The organism is Ruegeria marisflavi, assembly GCF_025673445.1.
Taxonomy (GTDB): Bacteria; Pseudomonadota; Alphaproteobacteria; order Rhodobacterales; family Rhodobacteraceae; genus Ruegeria_B; species Ruegeria_B marisflavi.
Genome location: NZ_JAOVQN010000021.1, coordinates 13,206 through 36,127 on the forward strand (window position 1 = coordinate 13,206; position 22,922 = coordinate 36,127).

Consider the following 22,922-nt stretch of genomic DNA (forward strand, 5'->3'; position numbering starts at 1 on the left):
CAAGAAAGGCGGGCATTTGCGCCCGCCTTTCCCATCGTCTGTGCCGCTGATCAATGCGCGGTGGCCGATGCCCCCTCGCCGCCCGAGACAACGCTCTTCGCGGCGGCGGCCTCTTCCTCGGCCACCTCGTCCCATTCCACCGGCTCGGGCTGCCGCACCAGCGCCAGTTTCAGAACCTCGGAGACATGGGCGACCGGTATGATCTCCAGCCCTTCCTTCACATTGTCCGGAATCTCCGGCAGGTCCTTTTCGTTCTCGGCCGGGATCAGCACCGTCTTGACGCCGCCCCTGAGCGCCGCCAGCAGCTTCTCCTTGAGCCCGCCGATGGCCAGCACATTACCACGCAGGGTGACCTCACCGGTCATCGCGATATCCTTGCGCACCGGAATCTGGGTCAGGACCGACACGATCGAGGTCACCATCGCGATACCCGCGCTCGGGCCGTCCTTGGGCGTGGCACCCTCGGGCACGTGCACGTGAATGTCCCAACGGTTCAGCCGCGGCGGTTTCACCCCGATCGACGGCGCGATCGAGTGCACGTACGACGCCGCCGCGTCGATCGATTCCTTCATCACGTCGCCCAGCTTGCCGGTGGTCTTCATCCGGCCCTTGCCCGGCAGACGCAGCGCCTCGATCGACAACAGATCGCCGCCGACACTGGTCCAGGCCAGCCCGGTCACCACACCGACCTGGTCGTCCTTTTCTGCCAGCCCGAACTTGAACCGCCGCACACCCAGGAAATCCTCCAGGTTCGCCGGGGTCACCTCGACCCGTTCGGCGGATTTCTTGAGGATTTTGGTCAGCGCCTTGCGGCAGATCTTGGCAATCTCGCGCTCCAGGTTCCGCACCCCGGCCTCGCGGGTGTAATAGCGGATGATGTCGGTCAGCGCCGCCTCGGTCAGTTCGAACTCCTTCGCCTTCAGACCATGGTTCTTGGTCTGCTTCGGCAGCAGGTGTCGATGCGCGATCTCGCGCTTTTCGTCCTCGGTGTAACCGGCCAGCGGAATGATCTCCATCCGGTCCAGAAGCGGCCCGGGCATGTTGTAGCTGTTGGACGTGGTCAGGAACATCACGTTCGACAGGTCGTATTCCACTTCCATGTAGTGGTCGACAAAGGTGCTGTTCTGTTCCGGATCCAGAACCTCCAGCATCGCGCTGGCCGGGTCGCCCCTGAAATCCTGCCCCATCTTGTCGATCTCATCGAGCAGGATCAGCGGATTGGTGGTCTTGGCCTTCTTCAGCGACTGGATGATCTTGCCCGGCATCGAGCCGATATAGGTCCGGCGATGGCCACGGATCTCGCTCTCGTCGCGAACCCCGCCCAACGAGATGCGGATGAACTCGCGCCCCGTGGCCTTGGCCACCGACTTGCCCAGGCTGGTCTTGCCCACGCCCGGCGGGCCGACAAGGCACAGGATCGGGCCTTTCAGCTTCTGGCTGCGCTGCTGCACCGCCAGATATTCGACGATCCGTTCCTTGACCTTCTCCAGACCATAGTGATCGGCGTCCAGCACCTCTTCGGCGCGGCCCAGGTCCTTCTTGACCCGGCTTTTCACGCCCCACGGGATCGACAGCAGCCAGTCGAGATAGTTGCGCACAACCGTGGCCTCGGCGGACATGGGCGACATGTTCTTGAGCTTCTTCAGCTCGGCCTCGGCCTTCTCGCGCGCCTCTTTCGACAGCTTCGTGGCGCCGATCTTCTCTTCCAGCTCGGCAATCTCGCCGGCACCCTCTTCGCCATCGCCCAGCTCGCGCTGGATCGCCTTCATCTGTTCGTTCAGGTAATACTCGCGCTGGGTCTTCTCCATCTGCGACTTGACGCGGGTCTTGATCTTCTTCTCGACCTGAAGAACGCTCAACTCGCCCTGCATCAGGCCATAGACCTTCTCCAGCCGCTCGCTGATCGACAGGGTCTCGAGCAGGTCCTGTTTCTGGCCCACTTCAATGCCCAGATGCCCGGCGACCAGATCGGCCAGCTTGGCGGGCTCGGTGGTCTCACCCACCGCCGACAGCGCCTCCTCGGGGATGTTCTTGCGCACCTTGGCATAGCGTTCGAACTCATCACCCACTGTGCGGATCAGCGCCTGGGTCGTGGTCACATCGCCCGGAATCTCGGTCACATACTCGGCGCGCGCCTCGAAAAAGTCTTCGTTCTCAAGGAATTCGGTGATCTTCACCCGCGCCTGGCCCTCGACCAGAACCTTGACCGTGCCATCGGGCAGCTTCAGCAACTGCAACACATTGGCCAGCACACCGGCGCGATATATGCCGTCGATGGTGGGGTCGTCGACGCCCGGGTCGATCTGGCTCGACAGCAGGATCTGCTTGTCGTCCTGCATCACCTCTTCCAGCGCCCGCACCGATTTCTCGCGGCCCACGAACAGCGGCACGATCATATGCGGAAACACGACGATGTCGCGCAGCGGCAGGACGGGGTAAGAGGCGTTCAGAGGCTCTTGCATGCTCTATCCTTATCATTGGCAAGATGGCACTGGTCCCTGTCATAGGCGACCCCCAGCCATCTCCTGTCTCGGGGTGTAAAGGTGGGGCGCCCGCCCCCCTTTTTCAACCGCTCAAACGGATTGGTGTCGCGCAGCATGACGCGAGTATCCGGCGACCGCAAGAGCGCAAAACCCGACTCGAAGAATTCCGGCGGCAAATTCCTGCGGGACGGCGGGCGGGGCGATCTGCGCCCCCGCGCAGGAGCGCCGTATCGCCGCCCCGCCCCATAAGCCCGGAACAAGGCCCAGCCGGGCACGAGACGACCAGATCAGGCCGTCTGCAACACCGGGTAATCGGTATAGCCTGCGTCGCCACCGCCGTAATAAGTGGCGGTATCCCCCGCGTTCAGCGGCGCGTCGGCGGCCAGCCGCTCGACCAGATCGGGATTGGCAATATAGGGTCTGCCAAAGGCCACCAGATCCACCGCGCCCGAGCGCACCCGCGCAATCGCGCTGGCCCGGTCATAGCCATTGTTGCCCATATAGGTCCCGGTCCAGAGCTTGCGCAGATCGTCAAACGCGCCTTCGCGCGCGCCGCCGGTCTGGCCCTCGATCATGTGCAGATAGGCCAGCCCATAGCGATCCAGCCTTTCGATGACCGGCGTATAGGTGGCCACCGGATCGCTCTCGGAAATCCCGTTCACCGTGGTAAACGGCGACAGCCGGATACCGACATGGGCGGCATCCCAGGCGCCTACGACGGCATCCAGCACCTCGAACAGGAACCGGGCCCGGTTCTCCACCGATCCGCCATATTCATCTGCGCGCCGGTTGCTGCCATCCTTCAGGAACTGCTCGATCAAATAGCCGTTGGCGGCATGGATCTCGACACCATCGAACCCGGCCTCGCGCGCAGAGCGGGTGGCATGGGCGTAATCGGCCACGACACGGGCAATCTCATCCGTCTCCAGCGCGCGCGGCTCCGACGTGTGCTCGAACCCGTTATGGGTAAAGGTCTTGGCCTTCGCGGCAATCGCCGAGGCCGAGACCGGCGCCTGCCCGCCCGGCAACAGCGAGCTGTGCGAAATCCGCCCCACATGCCACAGCTGGATCACGATCTTGCCGCCCCTTGCATGGACCGCATCGGTCACCTTGCGCCAGGCGGCCACCTGCTCGGGCGTATGGATACCCGGCGTCTGGATATAGCCCTTGCCCTCGTCGCTGATCTGCGCGCCCTCGGTGATCAGCAACCCGGCGCTGGCGCGTTGGGCGTAATATTCCGCATGACGGTCGAACACGACGCCAGTGGTGTCATCCGCCCGGTTCCGCGTCAGCGGCGCCATCACGATCCGGTTCTTCAGCGCGATTTCGCCAGCCTTCAGGGGGGTAAACAGTGTCTCGGTCACGATAGGTCTCCTGTCATCGTCCGGCCGCACGCATCGGCACCGCAACCGGTTCAGCCAGAGCTAAGCCCTGTCAGGCGATGCGCAACCCCGGCCGGACCATACCGGCACAGGACGTCAGGGAAGACATCACCCCATTGCCACGATCACCGCATCTTTGTTCCATCTCTGCCCATGCAGGGAAATCCTCCCGCCAGAGCCCCCGGCCAGCAGAACCGGGTTCTTAGCGCAACCCCGCCATGCCCCCCCGGGCATGGCCCGCGCCGTCAGAGCGGTTCGATATCGCCCTGCGCCCGGCCCGCGTGGAAATCCGCCTCCCAGGCGGCAAAGGTACCCGCCGCAATGGCCTCGCGCATCCCCGCCATGATCTCCTGGAAATAATGCAGGTTGTGCCATGTCAGCAGCATCGAACTGATGATCTCTTGACTGCGGAAAACGTGGTGCAGATAGGCGCGGCTGAAATTGCGGCAGGCCGGACAGGTGCAGGCCTCGTCCAGCGGGCGCGGGTCGTCTATGTGCCGGGCGTTCTTGATGTTCAGAACCCCGTGGCGGGTAAACACCTGCCCGGTGCGGCCCGAGCGGGACGGCAGCACACAATCCATCATGTCGATGCCACGCTTGACGGCGCCGACGATATCGTCGGGCTTGCCCACCCCCATCAGGTAGCGCGGCTTGTCCTCGGGCAGGAAACCGGGCGCATAGTCGAGACAGTCGAACATCGCCTCTTGCCCCTCACCCACCGCCAGGCCGCCCACGGCATAACCCTCAAACCCGATGGCCTTCAGCGCCTCGGCGCTCTCCTCGCGCAGATCCTGCTCCAGCCCGCCCTGCATGATCCCAAAGAGCGCATGCCCCGGCCGGTCGCCAAAGGCCGCGCGCGAGCGTTCGGCCCACCGCATCGAAAGCCGCATCGACTCCGCGATCCGGTCGCGGTCGGCAGGCAGCGCCGGACATTCGTCGAAACACATCACGATGTCGCTGCCCAGCAGCCGCTGGATCTCCATCGACCGTTCCGGCGTCAGCTCGTGCTTGGACCCGTCGATATGGGATTTGAACGTCACGCCCTTCTCGGTCAGCTTCCTGAGCCCCGCCAGCGACATCACCTGGAACCCGCCGCTGTCGGTCAGGATCGGCCGCTCCCAGTTCATGAACTTGTGCAGCCCGCCCAGCCGGTCGATCCGCTCGGCCGTCGGCCGCAGCATCAGGTGATAGGTATTGCCCAACAGGATATCGGCGCCGGTGGCGCGCACGCTTTCGGGCATCATCGCCTTGACCGTCGCCGCCGTCCCCACCGGCATGAAGGCCGGTGTGCGCACCGCGCCGCGCGGCGTCTGGATCACACCGGTCCGCGCCTTGCCATCACGGGCATGCAGGTCAAAAGAGAAACGCTCGCTCATCTCATCCTCGCGGCTCGGGTCAACCGGGCAGGCTTTGCCCCAAGCGCGCCCGCAATGCAAGCCGCGCGCCCTAATTCCCCCTTTGCGCGGCGGGCGATACAGCCCATACCTGTATTGAACGGCGGCAAGACACGCCCCATATGTATACCATAGTACACAAAACACGAGGGCACAGCATGACCGAAGACCAGATCATCGGACTCGTCACCCAGAACATCTTCTATCTCGCTGCCGCGATCTTCATCGTCGTGGTCATTCTCAAGGGCATCCGCATCGTGCCCCAATCCGAGAAATTCGTGGTCGAACGCTTCGGACGGCTGCATGCGGTGCTCGGGCCGGGCATCAACTTCATCGTGCCTTTCCTCGATGTGGTCCGGCACAAGATCTCGATCCTCGAACGCCAACTCCCCACCGCCAGCCAGGACGCGATCACCAAGGACAACGTGCTGGTGCAGGTGGACACATCCGTCTTCTACCGCATCACCGAACCGGAAAAGACCGTCTATCGCATCCGCGATGTCGACGGCGCCATCTCCACCACCGTGGCCGGCATCGTGCGGGCCGAGATCGGCAAGATGGACCTGGACGAGGTGCAATCGAACCGGGCGCAGCTGATCTCCACCATCAAATCCTCGGTCGAGGACGCGGTGGACGATTGGGGGATTGAGGTCACCCGGGCCGAGATCCTGGATGTGAACCTCGATCAGGCCACCCGCGACGCCATGCTGCAACAGCTGAATGCCGAACGCGAACGCCGCGCCCAGGTGACCAAGGCCGAAGGCGCCAAGCGCGCGGTCGAGCTTAACGCAGATGCCGAGCTGTATGCCGCCGAACAGACCGCCAAGGCCCGCCGAATCCAGGCCGAGGCCGAGGCCTATGCGACCGAGGTCGTGGCCCGCGCCATCGCCGCCCACGGGCTTGAGGCGGCGCAATACCAGGTGGCACTGAAACAGGTCGAGGCGCTCAATGCCCTGGGCAATGGCGCCGGGAAACAGACCATCATCCTGCCCGCCAACGCGCTCGAAGCCTTTGGCGACGCCTTCAAGCTGCTGAAAGGGGGCAAATGATGGCTGACACGCTCTGGTCCGTCTGGTGGCTCTGGCTTGCCGGTGCGCTGGTGCTGGGGGTGGTCGAGATGCTGCTGCCCGGCTTCATCTTCCTGGGCTTCGCCATCGGCGCGGCGGTGACCGGGCTGATGCTGCTGGCGGTGACCCCGTCGCTGCCGGTGCTTCTGCTGATCTTCTCTGCCCTGTCGCTCGTCGCCTGGCTGATCCTGCGCCGGACATTCGCCCTGCCCCATGGCCAGGTGAAACGCTTTAAGGACGACATCAACGGCTGAGCCCGGACTGGAACGGTCACAGGTCCGGCCTGCGAACGCGCCTATCTGAATCCGGCCTTGCGCATCCCCTCCGCGAAGAATTCCCAGTCTTCTGGGTTCTTGTACGGAAGATAGAGCTTCAACGCATCGACCGTGGTTCGATTTTTGTTCGCCATTCTCGCGGCATCGGCTTTTTCAAGCTCGCCCATCCGGCCGTAGGTTGCAGCCAGCCAGTATAGTGGAAACTCCTTATTGCCAGGATCTCGCGCCTTGGCCCGTTCCAACATTTCCACAGCCTCATCATACCGCCTCAGGTGGAACAGTGCGACGCCCCGGCGCAACAAATAGTGCGCCGGGTACAAGGGCTCCAGCTTCATTGCAGTTTCAATAGCTTCCAGCGCGTCCTTCGCGCGACCTTCAAGAACCAGCGCAAACGACAGTTCCGCATATCCATCCGGATCGCCCGGTTCGGCCTCGACCGCAGCAGTCGCCGAACGCAACATATCTTCCCGTCGGCCATTCAGCCGGTGAATGTTCGCTGCGACCTGATGCGCCAACCCGGTCGGATGCTGCAAGGCCAAGTCCAGATACCGCTCGGCCTTGGCCATCAGGAACCGCCGTTCCGTCGGACCATATCCGAATTCACGAAACCAAAATTTCTCCCAGGCTTCGAAGTAGGTCGCCGCCAGCGCGGCATAGGCCCGACCATAGCCGGGGTCGAGTTCCACCGCTCGCTCGAACAATGGAACCGCAGCCAGCAGATCCTCAGGTGTGAATTGTTTGTAACGCCCCCAGCCCTCCAGAAACGCATCGAATGCCCGGGCATTGCCGGTTTCGCCGGTGGACACGGTCTTGCCATTCTGAGGATCGGCCAGATCCAACGCCCCCAGAACGGCGTCGGACACACCGTCTATGAATGCCAGAACATCCTCGGGCGTGCCGTCGTACCTTTCGGCCCAGACATGCCCGCCGGTACCGGCATCGACCAGTTGCACATTGATCCGCAGCGTCTCGCCCACCCGGCGAACGCTGCCCTCGATCACATAGGCCACCTTCAGCATGCGCGCTACCTCGACCGGGTCACGCGCGGTTTCCGCCGAAGCAAAGGCCGAGTTGCGGGCGATGACGAACAGCCCCGGATGCCGTGACAGGTCGGTGGTCAGATCTTCGCTCAGCCCGTCGGCAAACCAATCCTGCGAGGGGTCGCCGCTCAGGTTGTCCAGCGGCAGAACCGCCAGAGACGGTTTGCCGGGGGCAAGGTCTGCCGGCTTTCCGGCCAGCGCGGCATAGATCACCCAGAGTGAGATCGCCATCGCCGTGGCCGCGCCGCAAAAAACCGCCAGCAGCGGCCAGCGCCGCCTCGCCTTCTCGGGTCGTGCGCCGCCTTGCGCCAGACCCGGAACCACCCGGTAAACCCGGACCGGGGTCGCAATGTTCTTGAGCCGCTTCTCTCCCAGCGGTTCATAATGTGCATCGACATTCGATTTCAGCAGATCAAAGACGGTGCCGGAAACGACAATCCCACCGGGTTCGGCCATCTCCTCCATCCGGGCCGCGATGTTCACCCCGTCGCCATAGACATCGCCCTCGTCAAAGATCACATCACCCAGGTTGACCGCCAAGCGGTACCTGATCCGGCGATCCTCCGGTTGGCCCTGCTCCCGCGCCGTGACCTGACGCTGTAGGGTCAGCGCAAATTGCACGGCAGCCACGACCGAGGAGAATTCGGCAATCAACCCATCGCCGGTCAGTTTGACAACCTGTCCCTGGAACTGCCCGATCAGCGGGTCGATCAGGTCATGCCGATAGGCTTTCTGCCGCTCAAGCGTGCCGATCTCGTCAGCCTCGACGAGGCGGCTGAACCCGACCATGTCAGCAGCAAGAATGGCAGCGATCCGTCGTTCCATGCGCCCCTCTCTTGCCTGATCCTAGCAGACCAAACAGCCGCAATCGACCCGGATCGCAGGGTACAAAACGGTCAATCGCCGCTGCCAGAGCTGTACAAAACGGTCAATTCGGGAGGAACGCGGCGCGTCGCGCCGCGATCCTCACCTGTCAGGCGCGGACCGCCTTCATGAAGCGGTCGCGGATGATGACGGGGTCCATGGTGATGACCGGCATCTTGGCATTGCCGCTGTCGCATTTCACCACCAGCACGGTGGCCCGCCCGCCCTCGATCGCCGCTTGCAGCGCCGGGCCGGTGTCAACGTCCTGAACGACAACGACATTATCGCAGCCCGCCGCCCGCGCCATCCCGGCCAGGTCGGTCTTCTTGCCGGTATAGGTCGGCTGGTCCCCGGTCGAGCCATAGGACCCGTTGTCGATGATCATCAGGATATAGTTGCCAGGCGCATTGTTGCCGATCGTCGGCAGGGTGCCCAGGTTGGTCAGCACCGAGCCATCCCCATCAATCACGATCACCGTCTTGGGCTGCGCCAGCGCCAGCCCCAACCCGATGGATGAGGCCAGCCCCATCGTCCCCAGCATGTAGAAATTGCTGGGCTGGTCGTCGATCGCATGCAGCTCCTGGCTGGGAATGCCGATGTTGCAGACCACAAGCTGGTCCCGCAGGATGGGCGCGATCTCGCGCAGGATTTCGGAACGGATCATTGGTCGCCATAGCCTCCCCAGAAGTTGGCGTCGGTAAGGATCGCCACGGGCTTCGAGCACATGAAGGTGTACTTCAGGATCATGTCGAGCTCCTCGACATCGCTTTGCCGGTGGAAATGGTAGGTGGGGATGTTCAGCTGCGCCAGCAGCGCCTTGGTATGCACCGCCATCTCGACCTGGCAGGCCACCGGCTCGCGCAGCTCGCCCCGGTACGAGATCAGCATCGGCAAGGGCATCCGGTAGTACTGGATCAGCGTGGCCAGCGTGTTGATCGTCACGCCGATGGCCGTATTCTGCATGATGATGGCCGGGCGCTTGCCACCCATCCAGGCACCGGCGCAAAGCCCCATGCCCTCGTCTTCCTTGTTGGACGGGATGTGAAATATCCCGTCGCGCCGATCCACCTCGTCAATCACACCGGCCAGCTGCTTGCATGGAACGGTGGTGACAAACTCGATCCCGTTGGCCACAAGATCGTCAACTATCCTCGCGTCTATCGACACTGGCTTCTCCCCTTCAGGCATGTGGCGGCGAAGCTAACGAAACGGGCGGGCGGCACAAGCGCCCCCCGCCCGGTTTCGATCCGATTTCAAACCCGCAATCCGCGTGTTTGGCTTTCCGACAACTGGCCTAACCCGCCAGCGACGGCAGCCACAAAACGATACCGGGAAAGGCCACCAGCAGCCCGATCGTCACCGCATCGGCGATAAAGAACGGCGTCACACCGCGGAACACATCCTGCACGCTCAGATCCGGGCGCACCCCCGCCACCACAAAGCAGTTGAGCCCGATGGGCGGCGTGATCAGGCAGAACTCGGCCATTTTCACCACCAGGATACCGAACCAGATCGCGCACATCGGCCCCGACATGCCAAAGGCGCTGTCGGCGGCGCTGACCGCCTCGCCGCCATTCAATGCCATCACCGCCGGATAGACCACCGGCAGGGTCAACAGCAGCATGCCGATGGCATCCATGAACATGCCCAGCACCGCATAGGCCAGAAGGATACAGATCAGGATCAGCATCGGCGACATCGCAAGCGAGGTGATCCAGTCGGAAAACGCCCCCGGCAGATCGGCAAAGCCCAGGAAGCGCACATAGATCAGCACCCCCCAGATGATGGTGAAGATCATCACCGTCAGCTTGGCGGTCTCCAGCAGCGCGCTCTTGAACTCGGCCCATTTCATGCCGCGCAGCACGGCCATGCAGAACACCACGAAGGCTCCCAGCGCGCCGCCCTCGGTCGGTGTGCCCCAGGCGTCGCCGCCAAAGGGGTTGTAGACAAAGAAGATGATGATCACGACGACAAACACGATGGGCAGCGCGCCCGGCAGCGCGGCAAACCGCTGCCGCCAGGTGAAGCCGGTAACCGGCGGGCCCACCGATTTGAACACCACCGCGATGCCCACGATCAGCGCCACATAGATCACCGCGCTGAAGGCGCCGGGCACAAAGCCCGCCAGCAACAGCTTGCCCACGTCCTGTTCCACGATGATGGCATAGATCACCAGGATCGCCGAAGGCGGGATCAGCGAAGCCAGCGTCCCCGCCGCCGCCACCACGCCTGCGGCAAAGCGCTTGTTATAGCCGATTGCCAACATCTCGGGAATGGCGATGCGGGCAAACACCGCCGAGGTCGCGACCGAGGCGCCGGACACCGCCGCAAAGCCCGCGGTGGCGAACACGGTCGACACCGCCAACCCGCCCGGCACCCAGGCCATCCAGCGCTTGGCTGCCTCGAACAGCGCCCGCGTCAGGCCCGCGTAATAGGCCAGATAGCCGATCAGGATGAAGGTCGGGATCAGGCTCAGCGCCTGGCTGGCCACCTTGGAATGGGGCACCTGCCCCGCCGTCTTGACCGCCACGGTCAGCGCCCAGCCGAAATCCTGCGCGTCATAGCCCTTCTTCGCCCAGAAGATCCAGATCAGGCCCACAAGCCCGGCAAAGGCTGCGGCAAAGGCCACCCGCATGCCCAGCAGCACCGTCACCAGCAGCCCGCCAGTGACCCAGAGACCGATCTCGATACTATCCATTGTCATGCCCCGCCAGCTGCTCGGCCTCGGCCGCCGCCTGGGCGGCGACATCCTGGATCAGCGGCACCGCCACCGGCGTCTCCAGCCCCAGAACCAGCGCCCGGCCATAGCCCCAGACCTGGATCAAGAGGCGCAGACACAGCACCGAAAAGGCCACCGGCGCCAAAAGCTTCGCGGGCCACAGCGGCAGCCCGATGTCGATCGAGCTGTCCCGGCTCCACAGCGGCGCGCTCATGTCGAAGGCGCGCAGGAAATGCGCCCAACTGCCCCAGACCAGCAGCACCATCAACAACAGGATCAGCAGCACGGAAATCAGTTCAAACAGCCACAGCGTCCGGCCCGACAGCCGCGACACCAGCAGATCCATCCGGATATGGGTGCCGTCGCGCTGCACATAGGCGATACCCATAAAGGCGATCAACGGCATCGCCTGCTCGATCCAGTCGACATATCCCGGCAGCGGCGTATTGAACGCATTGCGCCCGCCGACCGAAACCACCGCCAGCACCATCAGGGAAAACACCGCCAGACCGCTCAGCAGGGCCAGAAACCGCTCCAGCCTTAACAGGGCCCGGTCCGCCCGGCTCAGCGGGCTGTCATCCTCCAATACGGATGCATGTCCTGCCATCGCAGAACTCCTCTCAAGTCGGTTCGGGGGCAACAGCGGGCCAGGCGCACCAGCGCCCGACCCAAATGGCGATCAGCTGCCTTGCGACTGTTTCAGCGTCGCATGCACCAGATCCAGCAGTTCCTGCGCGGGCAGGCCCTGGGCGCTCATGTCCTCGACCCATTTGGCACTGATCGGCCCGGCCACCTTGTCGCGGAACTCGGCCAGCACCTCCTCAGAGATCATCACCTTTTCAACGCCCTTCTCGGCCAGCACGTCGTCCCATTTCTTGAGCAGCTCGCCATAGTTCGTCAGATAATGTGCGATCGATTCCTCGATCGAGCTGTCCAGCGCTGCGCGCTCGTCATCGCTCAGCGCCTCATAGGCATCGACATTCACCACCACAGGACAGTTCACCGTGCCCGGGTTCAGGTTCGCGGTCCACCAGTCGGCCTTGTTGATGGTGCCAAAGCTCAGATGTGCATGCTGCGCAAAGGCCACTGTGTCGACCACGCCGGATTCCATCGCATTATAGGCTTCGGTCGCCGGGACCGAGGTCGGCACGCCGCCGACCGCCTTGAACGCATCGCCCAGACCGCCAGTCGCACGCACCCGCATGCCCTCGTATTCGGCCAGCGTATCCCGCGGGTCGCCGGTGCCCACCAGGTTGTACTGCGGCATCGGCGAGGTCATCAGCAGCTTTGCGTTCCACTGCGCCATCTCCGCGGCCACCGCCGGATGGGCATAGACCGCGTTCGAAACCGCCACTTCCTCCTCCAGAGTGTTGACCCCCAGGAAGGGCAGTTCCAGCACGGTGATGGCCCGGTTCTTGTCGGCGTGATAGCCGGCGCAGAACTGCGCCATTTCAAAGGCGCCGATCGAGATACCGTCCAGATTCTCCTTCGGCTTCGACAGGCCGCCATAGCTGACGTTCATGGTGAAACTGCCACCGGTCTTTTCGCTGACCAACTCGGCCAGCTTCTCGATATGTTCGGTGAACGCGCGCCGCTTGCCCCAGACCGACACGTTCCATTCGGTGGCCCCGGCTTCGGCGGCAAAAGAAACGGTCAGGGCGGCCGCGACCGCTCCACTCAACATCTTGTTCATGAATGTCTCTCCCTTTGTGGCGACCCGTCTTCGGCCGCTTGCCGACAAGCTAGCGCCAACATCCGGCCCTGCCAACCCCACAAGCCGCGAGTCGCTCGCTACCGCAGCGCAGCAAGATTTCGCGATCCAGCCAGTTGCCGAAACATTATGTCACACCAGTTTCGACCGGCTGCGCGCGCAAACTCGCCTGTCGGCAGATCTAAGTAAAGGCAATCTGCGCAAAATTCGTTGACTCTATCCTCCGCGTTTTTATTGCATTTTTTCTGTAGTTTTGGCGCAAACATTTACAAGATTTCCGTCGTAAAAAAAAATCTTTACAAGCAATCCTTTGAAATCCAGTAATTTATTTATTTATTTTCAGTTTAAGCTATGATCCGCCCAGGGTTGGAAGCGGATCGACAACACCCATGGGGATGGGTGAAAACGGTCGCAATGAAATCAGTGAGAGGGAGGAGCCTCATCCATGTCACCAGCAGCTCAGACCGAGACCAAGCGCTTTGCGCCATCCGCCGACACGGTGGCCCGTGCGCATGTGAACGCGGAAACCTATGACCGGATGTATGCGGCCTCTCTGGCCGATCCCGAGGGGTTCTGGGCCGAGCAGGGCAAGCGGGTCGACTGGATCAAGCCCTTTACCCAGGTCAAGGACGTCAACTACAACTTCGGCGAGGTCTCGATCAACTGGTATGCCGACGGCACGCTGAACGTCGCGGCCAACTGTATCGACCGTCACCTGGCCACCCGGGGCGACCAGACCGCGATCATTTGGGAGCCGGACTCTCCCACTGAACCCGCCAAGCACATCACCTATGAAGAGCTGCACGGCTCGGTCTGCCGGATGGCCAACATCCTGGAGAGCCTGGGCGTGCGCAAGGGCGACCGCGTCGTCATCTACCTGCCGATGATCCCCGAAGCGGCCTATGCCATGCTGGCCTGCGCCCGCATCGGCGCCATCCATTCCATCGTCTTCGCCGGTTTCTCGCCTGACGCGCTGGCGGCCCGGGTCAACGGCTGCGACGCCAAGGTGGTGATCACCGCCGACGAGGCACCGCGCGGTGGCCGCAAGACCCCGCTGAAATCCAATGCCGACGCCGCGCTGCTGCACTGCAAGGACAGCGTCAAATGCCTGGTTGTCAAGCGCACCGGCGGCCAGACCACCTGGATCGCCGACCGCGACTATGACTATAACGAGATGGCGCTCGAGGCGTCGGATTACTGCGCCCCCGCCGAAATGGGCGCCGAGGATCCGCTCTTCATCCTCTACACCTCCGGCTCGACCGGCCAGCCCAAGGGCGTGGTACATACCACCGGCGGCTATCTGGTCTATGCCGCGATGACGCATGAGATCACCTTCGACTATCACGACGGCGACATCTACTGGTGCACTGCCGATGTGGGCTGGGTCACCGGTCACAGCTACATCGTCTATGGCCCGCTGGCCAATGGCGCCACCACGCTGATGTTCGAGGGCGTGCCGACCTATCCCGATGCCGGCCGCTTCTGGGAGGTCTGCGCCAAGCACAAGGTCAACCAGTTCTACACCGCCCCCACCGCCATCCGCGCGCTGATGGGTCAGGGCACCGGCTTTGTCGAAAAACACGACCTGAGCGACCTGCGCCTGCTGGGTACCGTGGGCGAACCGATCAACCCCGAGGCCTGGAACTGGTACAACGAGGTGGTGGGCAAGGGCAAATGCCCGATCGTCGACACCTGGTGGCAGACCGAGACCGGCGGCCACCTGATGACGCCGCTGCCGGGGGCGCACGCGACCAAGCCGGGCTCGGCGATGAAACCCTTCTTCGGCATCCAGCCGGTGGTGCTCGACCCGCAATCGGGTGTCGAGATCAATGGCAATGGGGTCGAGGGCGTGCTCTGCATCAAGGACAGCTGGCCGGGCCAGATGCGCACCGTCTGGGGCGATCACGAGCGGTTCCAGAAGACCTATTTCGCCGATTACAAGGGCTATTACTTCACCGGTGACGGCTGCCGCCGCGATGCCGATGGCGACTATTGGATCACCGGCCGCGTCGATGACGTGATCAACGTCTCGGGTCACCGCATGGGCACCGCCGAGGTCGAAAGTGCTCTGGTGGCGCATGCCGCCGTGGCCGAGGCCGCCGTGGTGGGTTACCCGCACGAGATCAAGGGCCAGGGCATCTATTGCTACGTCACCCTGATGAACGACCGCGAGCCTTCGGACGAGCTGATGAAGGAGCTGCGCACCTGGGTGCGCACCGAAATCGGCCCGATCGCCAGCCCGGACGTGATCCAGTGGGCGCCGGGCCTGCCCAAGACCCGCTCGGGCAAGATCATGCGCCGCATCCTGCGCAAGATCGCCGAGAACGACTTCGGCTCGCTGGGCGACACCTCGACCCTGGCCGACCCCTCGGTCGTCGACGACCTGATCGCCAATCGCGCCAGCAAGTAAGAGGATGGACATGGACGCTGCCACGATGACCACCCCCGCCGTTCTGATCCTTCTCGGCCCTCCGGGCGCCGGGAAGGGCACCCAGGCCCGCATGCTGGAAGAAAAGTTCGGGCTGGTGCAGCTTTCGACCGGCGATCTGTTGCGCGCCGCCGTGGCCGCCGGAACCCCCGCCGGCAAACAGGCCAAGGCAGTGATGGAGGCGGGCGACCTGGTCAGCGACGAGATCGTCATCGCCATCCTGCGCGACCGGCTGGCTGAGCCTGACTGTGCCAAGGGCGTGATCCTCGACGGCTTTCCCCGCACCACCGTGCAGGCACAGGCGCTGGACACGCTGCTGGCCGAGAGCGGCCAGCGCATCAACGCCGCCGTCAGCCTCGAGGTCGAGGATGCCGAGATGGTGACCCGCATTTCGGGCCGCTACACCTGTGGTAACTGCGGCGAGGGCTATCACGACACGTTCAAGCAGCCCGTCCAGGCGGGCAAATGCGACAAGTGCGGCGGCACCGAGATGAAGCGCCGCGCCGATGACAATGCCGAAACCGTGGCCAGCCGGCTCGAGGCCTATCACGCGCAGACCGCGCCGCTGATCGCCTATTACGAAGGCCATGGCGTGCTACAACGGATCGACGCCATGGGCGGGATCGACGAGATCGCCCAGGGCCTCGCCACCATCGTCAAGGGGGCGATGGACTAGGCGGGAAAGACCGGGGCGCGCGGCCCGCGCCGCCCCTGCCCCCGAAATGGAATGCCGACGGACCGCCCTGGCGGAACGGAGGAGTCATGCCCGCCGCCCACCGGCGGGGTTCAGGAGTGAGACCGCCCGGACCGCAGCCGGGCGCCTCAGGAGGAAACAAGGAGGACCCGCGATGGCGGACCATACCACAACCTCCGCACAGGTCAGCGATGCCCAAAAAGGGTACTGGCAGGCCAATGTGCGGATCATTCTCATCAGCCTCGTCATCTGGGCGCTGGTGTCTTTCGGGTTCGGCATCGTGCTGCGCCCCATGCTCAGCGGTATCGCTGTGGGCGGCACCGATCTGGGCTTCTGGTTCGCCCAGCAAGGTTCGATCCTGGTGTTCCTGGCACTGATCTTTTTCTACGCCTGGCGCATGAACAAGCTCGACGCCGAATTTGGCGTGGAAGAGGAGTAATCACCCATGGATCAGTTTACCATCAACCTGCTGTTCGTGGGCGCCTCGTTCGCGCTTTACATCGGCATCGCGATCTGGGCCCGCGCGGGTTCCACATCGGAATTCTACGCCGCCGGTCGCGGCGTGCACCCGGTCATGAACGGCATGGCCACGGCGGCCGACTGGATGTCGGCGGCCTCGTTCATCTCGATGGCGGGCCTCATCGCCTTTGTCGGCTATGACAACTCGACCTTCCTGATGGGCTGGACCGGCGGTTATGTGCTGCTGGCGCTGCTGCTTGCTCCCTACCTGCGCAAGTTCGGCAAGTTCACCGTGTCCGAGTTCATCGGCGACCGCTTCTACAGCCCGACCGCGCGCCTGGTGGCCGTGATCTGTCTGATCGTCGCCTCGGTGACGTATGTGATTGGCCAGATGACCGGTGTGGGCGTGGCCTTCGGCCGCTTCCTCGAAGTGTCGAACACCACCGGCCTCTTGATCGGCGCCGTGGTCGTGTTCGCCTATGCGGTGTTCGGCGGCATGAAGGGCGTGACCTATACCCAGGTTGCCCAGTATGTCGTGCTGATCATGGCCTATACCATCCCGGCCGTGTTCATCTCGCTGCAACTGACCGGCAACCCGATCCCGGGCCTGGGCCTGTTCGGCGACCATGCCGCTTCGGGCGAGCCTCTGCTGGCCAAGCTGGACGCGATCCTGCGCGAGCTAGGCTTTGCCGAATACACCACCCATAACGGCGACACCTTCAACATGGTGCTCTTCACCCTGTCGCTGATGATCGGCACCGCCGGTCTGCCCCACGTCATCATGCGCTTCTTCACCGTTCCCAAGGTGTCGGACGCACGCTGGTCGGCGGGCTGGGCGCTGGTGTTCATCGCGCTTCTGTACCTGACCGCCCCCGCCGTGGGCGCCATGGCACGGCTCAACATCACCGACATGATGTGGCCCAATGGCACCGACGCCGAAGCTGTCTCGCTGGAGCAGATCGAAACCGATCCGCGCTATGACTGGATGGCAACCTGGCAAAAGACCGGGATGTTGGGTTGGGAAGACAAGAACGGCGACGGCAAGATCCAGTACTACAACGACAAATCCGAGGCCATGCAGGCCAAGGCTGCCGAAAAGGGCTGGGCCGGTAACGAACTGACCAACTTCAACCGCGACATCCTGGTCCTCGCCAACCCGGAAATCGCCAACCTGCCGGGCTGGGTGATTGGTCTGGTCGCCGCCGGTGGTCTGGCCGCCGCGCTGTCCACCGCCGCCGGTCTGTTGCTGGCAATCTCCTCGGCCGTCAGCCACGACCTGATCAAAGGCTCGATCAATCCGGGCATCTCGGAAAAGGGTGAGCTGCTGTCCGCGCGGATCGCGATGGCCGTGGCTATCGGTGTGGCAACCTATCTGGGCCTGAACCCGCCGGGCTTTGCCGCGCAGACAGTGGCACTCGCTTTTGGCCTGGCAGCGGCCTCGATCTTCCCGGCGTTGATGATGGGGATTTTCTCGAAGAAGATCAACAACAGCGGTGCCGTGGCAGGCATGGTTGCCGGTCTGGTCGTGACGCTGGTCTACATCTTCCTGCACAAGGGCTGGTTCTTCATCCCCGGCACCAACTCCTTCACCGATGCCGACCCGCTCCTGGGCACGGTCAAGTCGACCTCGTTCGGCGCAATCGGTGCCCTGGTCAACTTCGGCGTCGCCTATCTGGTCGCCGGCATGACCAAGGAGACCCCGCAGGAGATCAAAGACCTGGTCGAAAGCGTGCGCATCCCCCGAGGCGCAGGCGCAGCTCAGGATCACTGAGTTGACGGGCGGTCCTGCTTCCCTCCCTCTTTTGGGCCGCCCTTACTGACCACGGTCCCGCCAGGCCTTGTCCTGGCGGGACTTTTTCATTCCGCTTCACTGGTGCCCCATGCCCCTTTCGCCCGAACAGATCACCCGGTTCCTGAAATCCGTCCACCCCTATGACGCGCTGCCGCTGGCCGAGCTTGAACGCATCGCCCCCCGCATCGACGCCTGGGAGGTGGAGCGCGATTTCGCCGTCTACGATCTGGGCGAGAAACTGCCGGGCCTCTTCATCGTCTACGAGGGCCAGGTCGAGATCCGCGATGAAAACGACGCGGTGGTCTCGCACCTCGGCCTGCGCAACTCCTTCGGCGAACGCGGCCTGATGCGGGACGGGCACGCCGTCACCTCGGCCCGGGCCGATGCCCATTCGGTTCTGCTGGTGCTGCCGCCCGAACTGTTCTCCGAACTCATGGCCGCCCATCCGGTGGTGGCGAAATTCTTCAACCGCGCCCGCGCGCCCCGCCCGCAAGTGCAGAGCCTCGCCACCAGCCGGGTCGAAACCCTGATGACCCGCGATCCGGCCACCTGTGCACCGAGCACCACGGTGCAGGCCGCCGCGCAGGATATGCGCACGCGCGGCATCTCCTCGCTTTGCGTTTGCGAAGGGGACGCGCTGGTCGGCATTCTCACCCAGCGCGATCTCTCGGGCAAGGTGGTGGCCGAGGCGCGCAGCCCCGACACGCCCGTGGCCCAGGTGATGACCCCTGCCCCCCTGACGCTGGCCCCCTCGGCCATCGGCTCGGACGTGCTGCATGCGATGATGGAGCGCCATATCGGCCATATCCCGATTGTCGAGGCCGGGCGCTTGGTGGGCATGGTCACCCAGACCGACCTGACCCGGTTCCAGGCGGTCAGTTCCGCCGAACTGGTCAGCCGCCTCGCCCGCGCCACCAGCGCCGGTGAGATGGCCGAGGTCACCGCCGAGATCCCGCGCCTGCTGGTGCAACTGGTCGCCGGCGGCAACCGGCACGAAGTGGTCACCCGCCTGATCACCGATATCGCCGACACCGCAACCCGCCGCCTGCTGGCGCTGGCCGAGGAGAAGCTGGGACCGCCGCCGGTGCCCTATCTCTGGCTTGCCTGCGGCAGCCAGGGCCGGCAGGAACAGACCGGCGTCTCGGATCAAGACAACTGCCTGCTTCTGGACGATGCGGTGACAGAGGCGCAGATGCCCTACTTCCAGGACCTGGCGCGGTTCGTCTGCGACGGGCTGAATACTTGCGGCTATGTCTATTGCCCCGGCGACATGATGGCCACCAACCCGCGCTGGTGCCAGCCGGTGCGGATCTGGCGCGACTATTTCCGCGGCTGGATCGCCAGGCCGAACCCCGAGGCACAGATGCTGGCCAGCGTGATGTTCGACCTGCGCCCGATCGGCGGGCATCAGGCGCTGTTCACCGATCTTCAGGCCGAAACCCTGCGCGCTGCGCGCGCCAATTCTATCTTTGTCGCCCATATGATCTCGAACTCGCTGAAACACACCCCGCCTCTGGGCCTGTTGCGCGGTTTCGCCACCATCCGTTCGGGCGAGCACCGCAACACGCTCGATCTGAAACACAATGGCGTGGTGCCGGTGGTCGATCTGGGCCGCATCTATGCGCTGCAAGGCGAGTTGACCGAGGTCGGCACCCGTGCCCGGCTCGAAGCCGCCGAGGCGGCGGGCGTGCTCAGCCCGTCCGGCGCGCGCGATCTCAAGGACGCCTATGACCTGATCGCCGAGACCCGGCTGGAGCATCAGGCCGCGCTGGTCCGGCGCGGCGAGGCGCCGGACAACTATCTGGCCCCCACATCGCTCTCGGACTTTGAGCGAAGTCATCTGCGCGACGCCTTCGTGGTGGTAAAGACAATGCAATCGGCCGTGGGCCATGGCAAAGGCATGTTGAGCTGACCGGAGGGGATCGGAAGGCTGGAGGAGAGAGACAATGTTTCTGGAACTGATCGGAACGCTGGTGGCGGGGCTTGCCCTGGCCGGTGTGGTCATGGCGCTGAACCGGCTCCTGGGCGGACGTCTGCCGCGCTGGCTGGCGCCCGTCGCCGCCGGTTGCGGCATGATCGGCGTCACCATCGCCAGCGAATACGGCTGGTACGCCCGCACCCGTGCCCCCCTTCCCGACGCGATGCAGATCATCGAAACGGTGGAAAGCCGGGCGCTCTACCGTCCCTGGACCTATGTCGTGCCCTTCGTCAACCGGTTCGCCGCCATCGACGCGGGCTCGGTCCGCACGAACCCCGCCCAACCCGGCCAGCGCCTTGTCGATCTCTATCTCTTCGGCCGCTGGGCGCCGGTGTCGAAACTACCCGTTCTGGTCGATTGCGACGGGTTCCGCCGCGCCAATCTGGCCGACGGGGCCGAGTTCGGCGCCGACGGTGCGGTGCTCAATGCCGACTGGCGCCAGCCTCCGGCTGGCGATCCTCTGATCGTGGCCACCTGCGAGGTTTGACATGCTGACCGGTCTCAGTCTGCGCCTGCGCGTCTTTCTCTTCTTCTGCCTGCTGGCTGTCGGCGGAATCGCGGTGGTGCTGGCTGCGCTCTGGATCGCCTATGCGCGGGCCACGGCCACCGATCTGATGAACGCTTTCGTGCTGGCGGGCATGATCTCCGCCTTCGGCCTCGCCGCACTCTGTGTCGGCGTCTGGCTGCTGTTCGATGAAAACATCGCCAAACCGATCGAGCGCCTGTCCGCCCAGATGCGCGCCCGCGCCCATGCTGGGGTCGAGGGCGAGGTCGACCTGCACGCTGCCCGCTATCTGGGCGATCTGGCCCCCGCCGCCGCGGGCCTCGCCGGGCAACTGAGCAGCTCGACCCTCGACACCGCCGCCGCCATCGCCGCCGAGACCGCGCATCTGTCGGCCGAGAAAGAGCGCCTGACCGCGCTTCTGACCGAAATCCCGGTTGCCATGCTGCTGGCCAATCCGCGCCACCAGATCGTGCTCTATGACGGTCAGGCCGCCGGAGTGCTGGCCCAGATCGCCCACCCGCGCCTCAACGCCTCGCTGTTCGACTATTTCCAGCGCGACAGCCTCGAACAGGCTTATGCCCGGCTGACCAGATCTGGGTTGGAAGTTCCCTGCACCCTTTCCGGCGCCGACGGTGCGCAGACCTATCAGGCCCGCATGAAGCCCTTGGGCGACGCGCCCGGCTACATGCTCATCCTCGACGAGGCCAACGCCCGCATCGCCCCCGAGGATGCCCGGCCGCTGGTCTACGATTTCGACCTTCTGAGCCAGTTCACCGACGCCGCGCTCGAGGATATGGACCTGACCGCGCTCAGCTTCGCCGTCTTCGACACCGAAACCACCGGGCTTTTGCCGCACAAGGACGAGATCGTGCAGATCGGCGCCGTCAGGGTGGTCAAGGGCCGCATCGTGCCGGGCGAGCGCATCGACCAACTGGTCAACCCCGGCCGCCCAATTCCACCCGCCTCGACCAAGGTGCATGGCGTGTCCGACGCGATGGTGACTGACGCCCCCGACATCGTCACAGCCGCACGGCAATTTCACCACTTCGCCCGCGACGCCGTGATCGTGGCCCATAACGCGCCTTTCGACATGGCCTTCCTGCGCCGCCACGGGCAACGCTGCGGCCTCGACTGGGATCACCCGATCCTCGACACCGTGCTCCTGTCGGCCGTCCTCTTCGGCGCCAGCGAGACCCACACGCTCGACGCGCTCTGCGACCGGCTCGGCGTCACCATCCCGGCCGAGCTGCGCCACACCGCCCTAGGCGACGCCCAGGCAACCGCCGAGGTACTCTGCCGCATGCTGCCGATGCTGCGCGCCCGGGGAATCACCCGTTTCGGCGAGGTCATCGCCGAGACCCGCAAACACGGCCGCCTGCTCGAAGACCTGAACTGAGCTCCGGGCCGCATCCGTGCCCCGCTTGGACGCTTTTCCGACATCTAAAAAGCGTCTTTTCATGGTTTCCTGCGAAAATGGCTACCAAATAGCCCCCGCCCGCCTCACCGGATCCGCCGTGCCCGCCATGGACAAAGGTCGCCTGCCATGGCACGTGGGGGCAAACCCCGCCCAAGAGAAAGAGATGACCGAAACCACCTTCACTCCTGGCCCCGAGACCGCGCGCGCTTTTCGCGACGCGCTTGGCTGCTTCGGCACCGGGGTGACCGTGGTCACCGCCATGACCAAGCATGGGCCCGCCGGGATCACCGCCAATTCCTTCGCCTCGGTCTCGCTCGACCCGGCGCTCGTGCTCTGGTGCCTGGCCAACACATCCGCGCGCTACGACACTTTTGCCAATGCGCCCTATTTCGCCATCCATGTCATGGCCGAGGATCAGCATGATCTGGCGCAGAGTTTCGCGCGCGACGGGCTGGCTTTTGCCCATGTGGACTGGCAGCCCGGCCTCAACGGCGTCCCCAACCTCAGAAATGCGCTAGCCCGCTTCGACTGTCGGCTCGATGCGCGCTACCCGGCCGGTGATCACCAGATACTGGTGGGCGAAGTGCTCAGCGCCACCCACCGGCCCGGCAAAGGGCTGATGTTCAAGCGCGGACAGTTCGGCGGCTTCACCGACCTGCTCTAACCGCTCCCTGGCACGCCGCGCCCGCCCCGTTCCGCTCGCCAAAGCCACCC

At 64.2% G+C, this 22,922-nt stretch carries 19 protein-coding genes; 10 read left to right on the top strand and 9 right to left on the bottom strand.

Annotated elements, in window-relative coordinates:
- Positions 1–50: 50 nt before the first annotated feature.
- The 3 genes from lon to tgt form a co-directional block, all read right to left on the bottom strand.
- Entirely contained in the window at positions 51–2,462 is a 2,412-nt protein-coding gene (gene lon / locus OEZ49_RS18095) for an endopeptidase La (protein WP_263389620.1), read from the bottom strand.
- Positions 2,463–2,770: 308 nt separating this feature from the next.
- Entirely contained in the window at positions 2,771–3,847 is a 1,077-nt protein-coding gene (locus OEZ49_RS18100) for an alkene reductase (RefSeq protein ID WP_317853187.1), read from the bottom strand.
- A gap of 263 nt (positions 3,848–4,110) precedes the next feature.
- A complete protein-coding gene (gene tgt / locus OEZ49_RS18105; protein ID WP_263389621.1) occupies positions 4,111–5,241 on the bottom strand; it encodes a tRNA guanosine(34) transglycosylase Tgt in 1,131 nt (376 codons plus the stop codon).
- Positions 5,242–5,417: 176 nt separating this feature from the next.
- On the opposite strand from tgt, the gene OEZ49_RS18110 reads away from it, so the two are divergent.
- Entirely contained in the window at positions 5,418–6,308 is an 891-nt protein-coding gene (locus OEZ49_RS18110) for an SPFH domain-containing protein (protein ID WP_164127047.1), read from the top strand.
- Positions 6,308–6,580 carry an NfeD family protein gene (locus OEZ49_RS18115; protein ID WP_263389622.1) on the top strand — a complete coding sequence of 91 codons (273 nt, stop codon included), beginning with the start codon at positions 6,308–6,310 and terminating at the stop codon, positions 6,578–6,580. The genes OEZ49_RS18110 and OEZ49_RS18115 overlap by 1 nt, the downstream gene beginning before the upstream one ends.
- Positions 6,581–6,621: 41 nt before the next feature.
- Here OEZ49_RS18115 and OEZ49_RS18120 read toward each other — a convergent pair whose 3' ends face one another.
- From OEZ49_RS18120 to dctP, 6 genes are all read right to left on the bottom strand, one after another.
- The gene (locus OEZ49_RS18120; protein WP_263389623.1) at positions 6,622–8,466 is read right to left on the bottom strand and encodes an adenylate/guanylate cyclase domain-containing protein; all 1,845 of its coding nucleotides are present in this window, start codon (positions 8,464–8,466) and stop codon (positions 6,622–6,624) included.
- Between the two features lie 148 nt (positions 8,467–8,614).
- The gene (comE, locus tag OEZ49_RS18125; protein WP_263389624.1) at positions 8,615–9,169 is read right to left on the bottom strand and encodes a sulfopyruvate decarboxylase subunit beta; all 555 of its coding nucleotides are present in this window, start codon (positions 9,167–9,169) and stop codon (positions 8,615–8,617) included.
- Positions 9,166–9,672, bottom strand: a complete 507-nt coding sequence (gene comD, locus OEZ49_RS18130; RefSeq protein WP_263389625.1) for a sulfopyruvate decarboxylase subunit alpha — start codon at positions 9,670–9,672, stop codon at positions 9,166–9,168. The genes comE and comD overlap by 4 nt, the downstream gene beginning before the upstream one ends.
- Before the next feature lie 127 nt (positions 9,673–9,799).
- Positions 9,800–11,203, bottom strand: coding sequence for a TRAP transporter large permease (locus OEZ49_RS18135; protein WP_263389626.1), 1,404 nt, complete (start codon positions 11,201–11,203; stop codon positions 9,800–9,802).
- The gene (locus tag OEZ49_RS18140; RefSeq protein ID WP_263389627.1) at positions 11,196–11,831 is read right to left on the bottom strand and encodes a TRAP transporter small permease subunit; all 636 of its coding nucleotides are present in this window, start codon (positions 11,829–11,831) and stop codon (positions 11,196–11,198) included. Before OEZ49_RS18140 ends, OEZ49_RS18135 begins: the two co-directional genes overlap by 8 nt.
- 72 nt (positions 11,832–11,903) lie before the next feature.
- Positions 11,904–12,917 carry a TRAP transporter substrate-binding protein DctP gene (gene dctP, locus OEZ49_RS18145; protein ID WP_263389628.1) on the bottom strand — a complete coding sequence of 338 codons (1,014 nt, stop codon included), beginning with the start codon at positions 12,915–12,917 and terminating at the stop codon, positions 11,904–11,906.
- A gap of 463 nt (positions 12,918–13,380) precedes the next feature.
- On the opposite strand from dctP, the gene acs reads away from it, so the two are divergent.
- The 8 genes from acs to OEZ49_RS18185 all read left to right on the top strand — a co-directional run bounded on the left by acs (position 13,381) and on the right by OEZ49_RS18185 (position 22,872).
- The gene (acs, locus tag OEZ49_RS18150) at positions 13,381–15,345 is read left to right on the top strand and encodes an acetate--CoA ligase (RefSeq protein ID WP_263389629.1); all 1,965 of its coding nucleotides are present in this window, start codon (positions 13,381–13,383) and stop codon (positions 15,343–15,345) included.
- Between the two features lie 10 nt (positions 15,346–15,355).
- Entirely contained in the window at positions 15,356–16,039 is a 684-nt protein-coding gene (locus OEZ49_RS18155) for an adenylate kinase (RefSeq protein WP_263389630.1), read from the top strand.
- Between the two features lie 172 nt (positions 16,040–16,211).
- Entirely contained in the window at positions 16,212–16,496 is a 285-nt protein-coding gene (locus tag OEZ49_RS18160) for a DUF4212 domain-containing protein (protein WP_164127030.1), read from the top strand.
- Between the two features lie 6 nt (positions 16,497–16,502).
- The gene (locus OEZ49_RS18165) at positions 16,503–18,287 is read left to right on the top strand and encodes a sodium:solute symporter family protein (protein WP_263389631.1); all 1,785 of its coding nucleotides are present in this window, start codon (positions 16,503–16,505) and stop codon (positions 18,285–18,287) included.
- Between the two features lie 109 nt (positions 18,288–18,396).
- Positions 18,397–20,220: a DUF294 nucleotidyltransferase-like domain-containing protein gene (locus OEZ49_RS18170; RefSeq protein WP_263389632.1), complete on the top strand. Its 1,824-nt coding sequence runs from the start codon at positions 18,397–18,399 to the stop codon at positions 20,218–20,220.
- 34 nt (positions 20,221–20,254) lie between these two features.
- Positions 20,255–20,773 (top strand): hypothetical protein, encoded by a 519-nt coding sequence (locus OEZ49_RS18175; RefSeq protein ID WP_164127027.1) that lies wholly within the window; start codon positions 20,255–20,257, stop codon positions 20,771–20,773.
- Position 20,774: 1 nt separating this feature from the next.
- Positions 20,775–22,187, top strand: a complete 1,413-nt coding sequence (locus OEZ49_RS18180) for a 3'-5' exonuclease (RefSeq protein WP_263389633.1) — start codon at positions 20,775–20,777, stop codon at positions 22,185–22,187.
- Positions 22,188–22,371: 184 nt separating this feature from the next.
- Positions 22,372–22,872 carry a flavin reductase family protein gene (locus OEZ49_RS18185; RefSeq protein WP_263389634.1) on the top strand — a complete coding sequence of 167 codons (501 nt, stop codon included), beginning with the start codon at positions 22,372–22,374 and terminating at the stop codon, positions 22,870–22,872.
- Positions 22,873–22,922 lie beyond the last annotated feature (50 nt).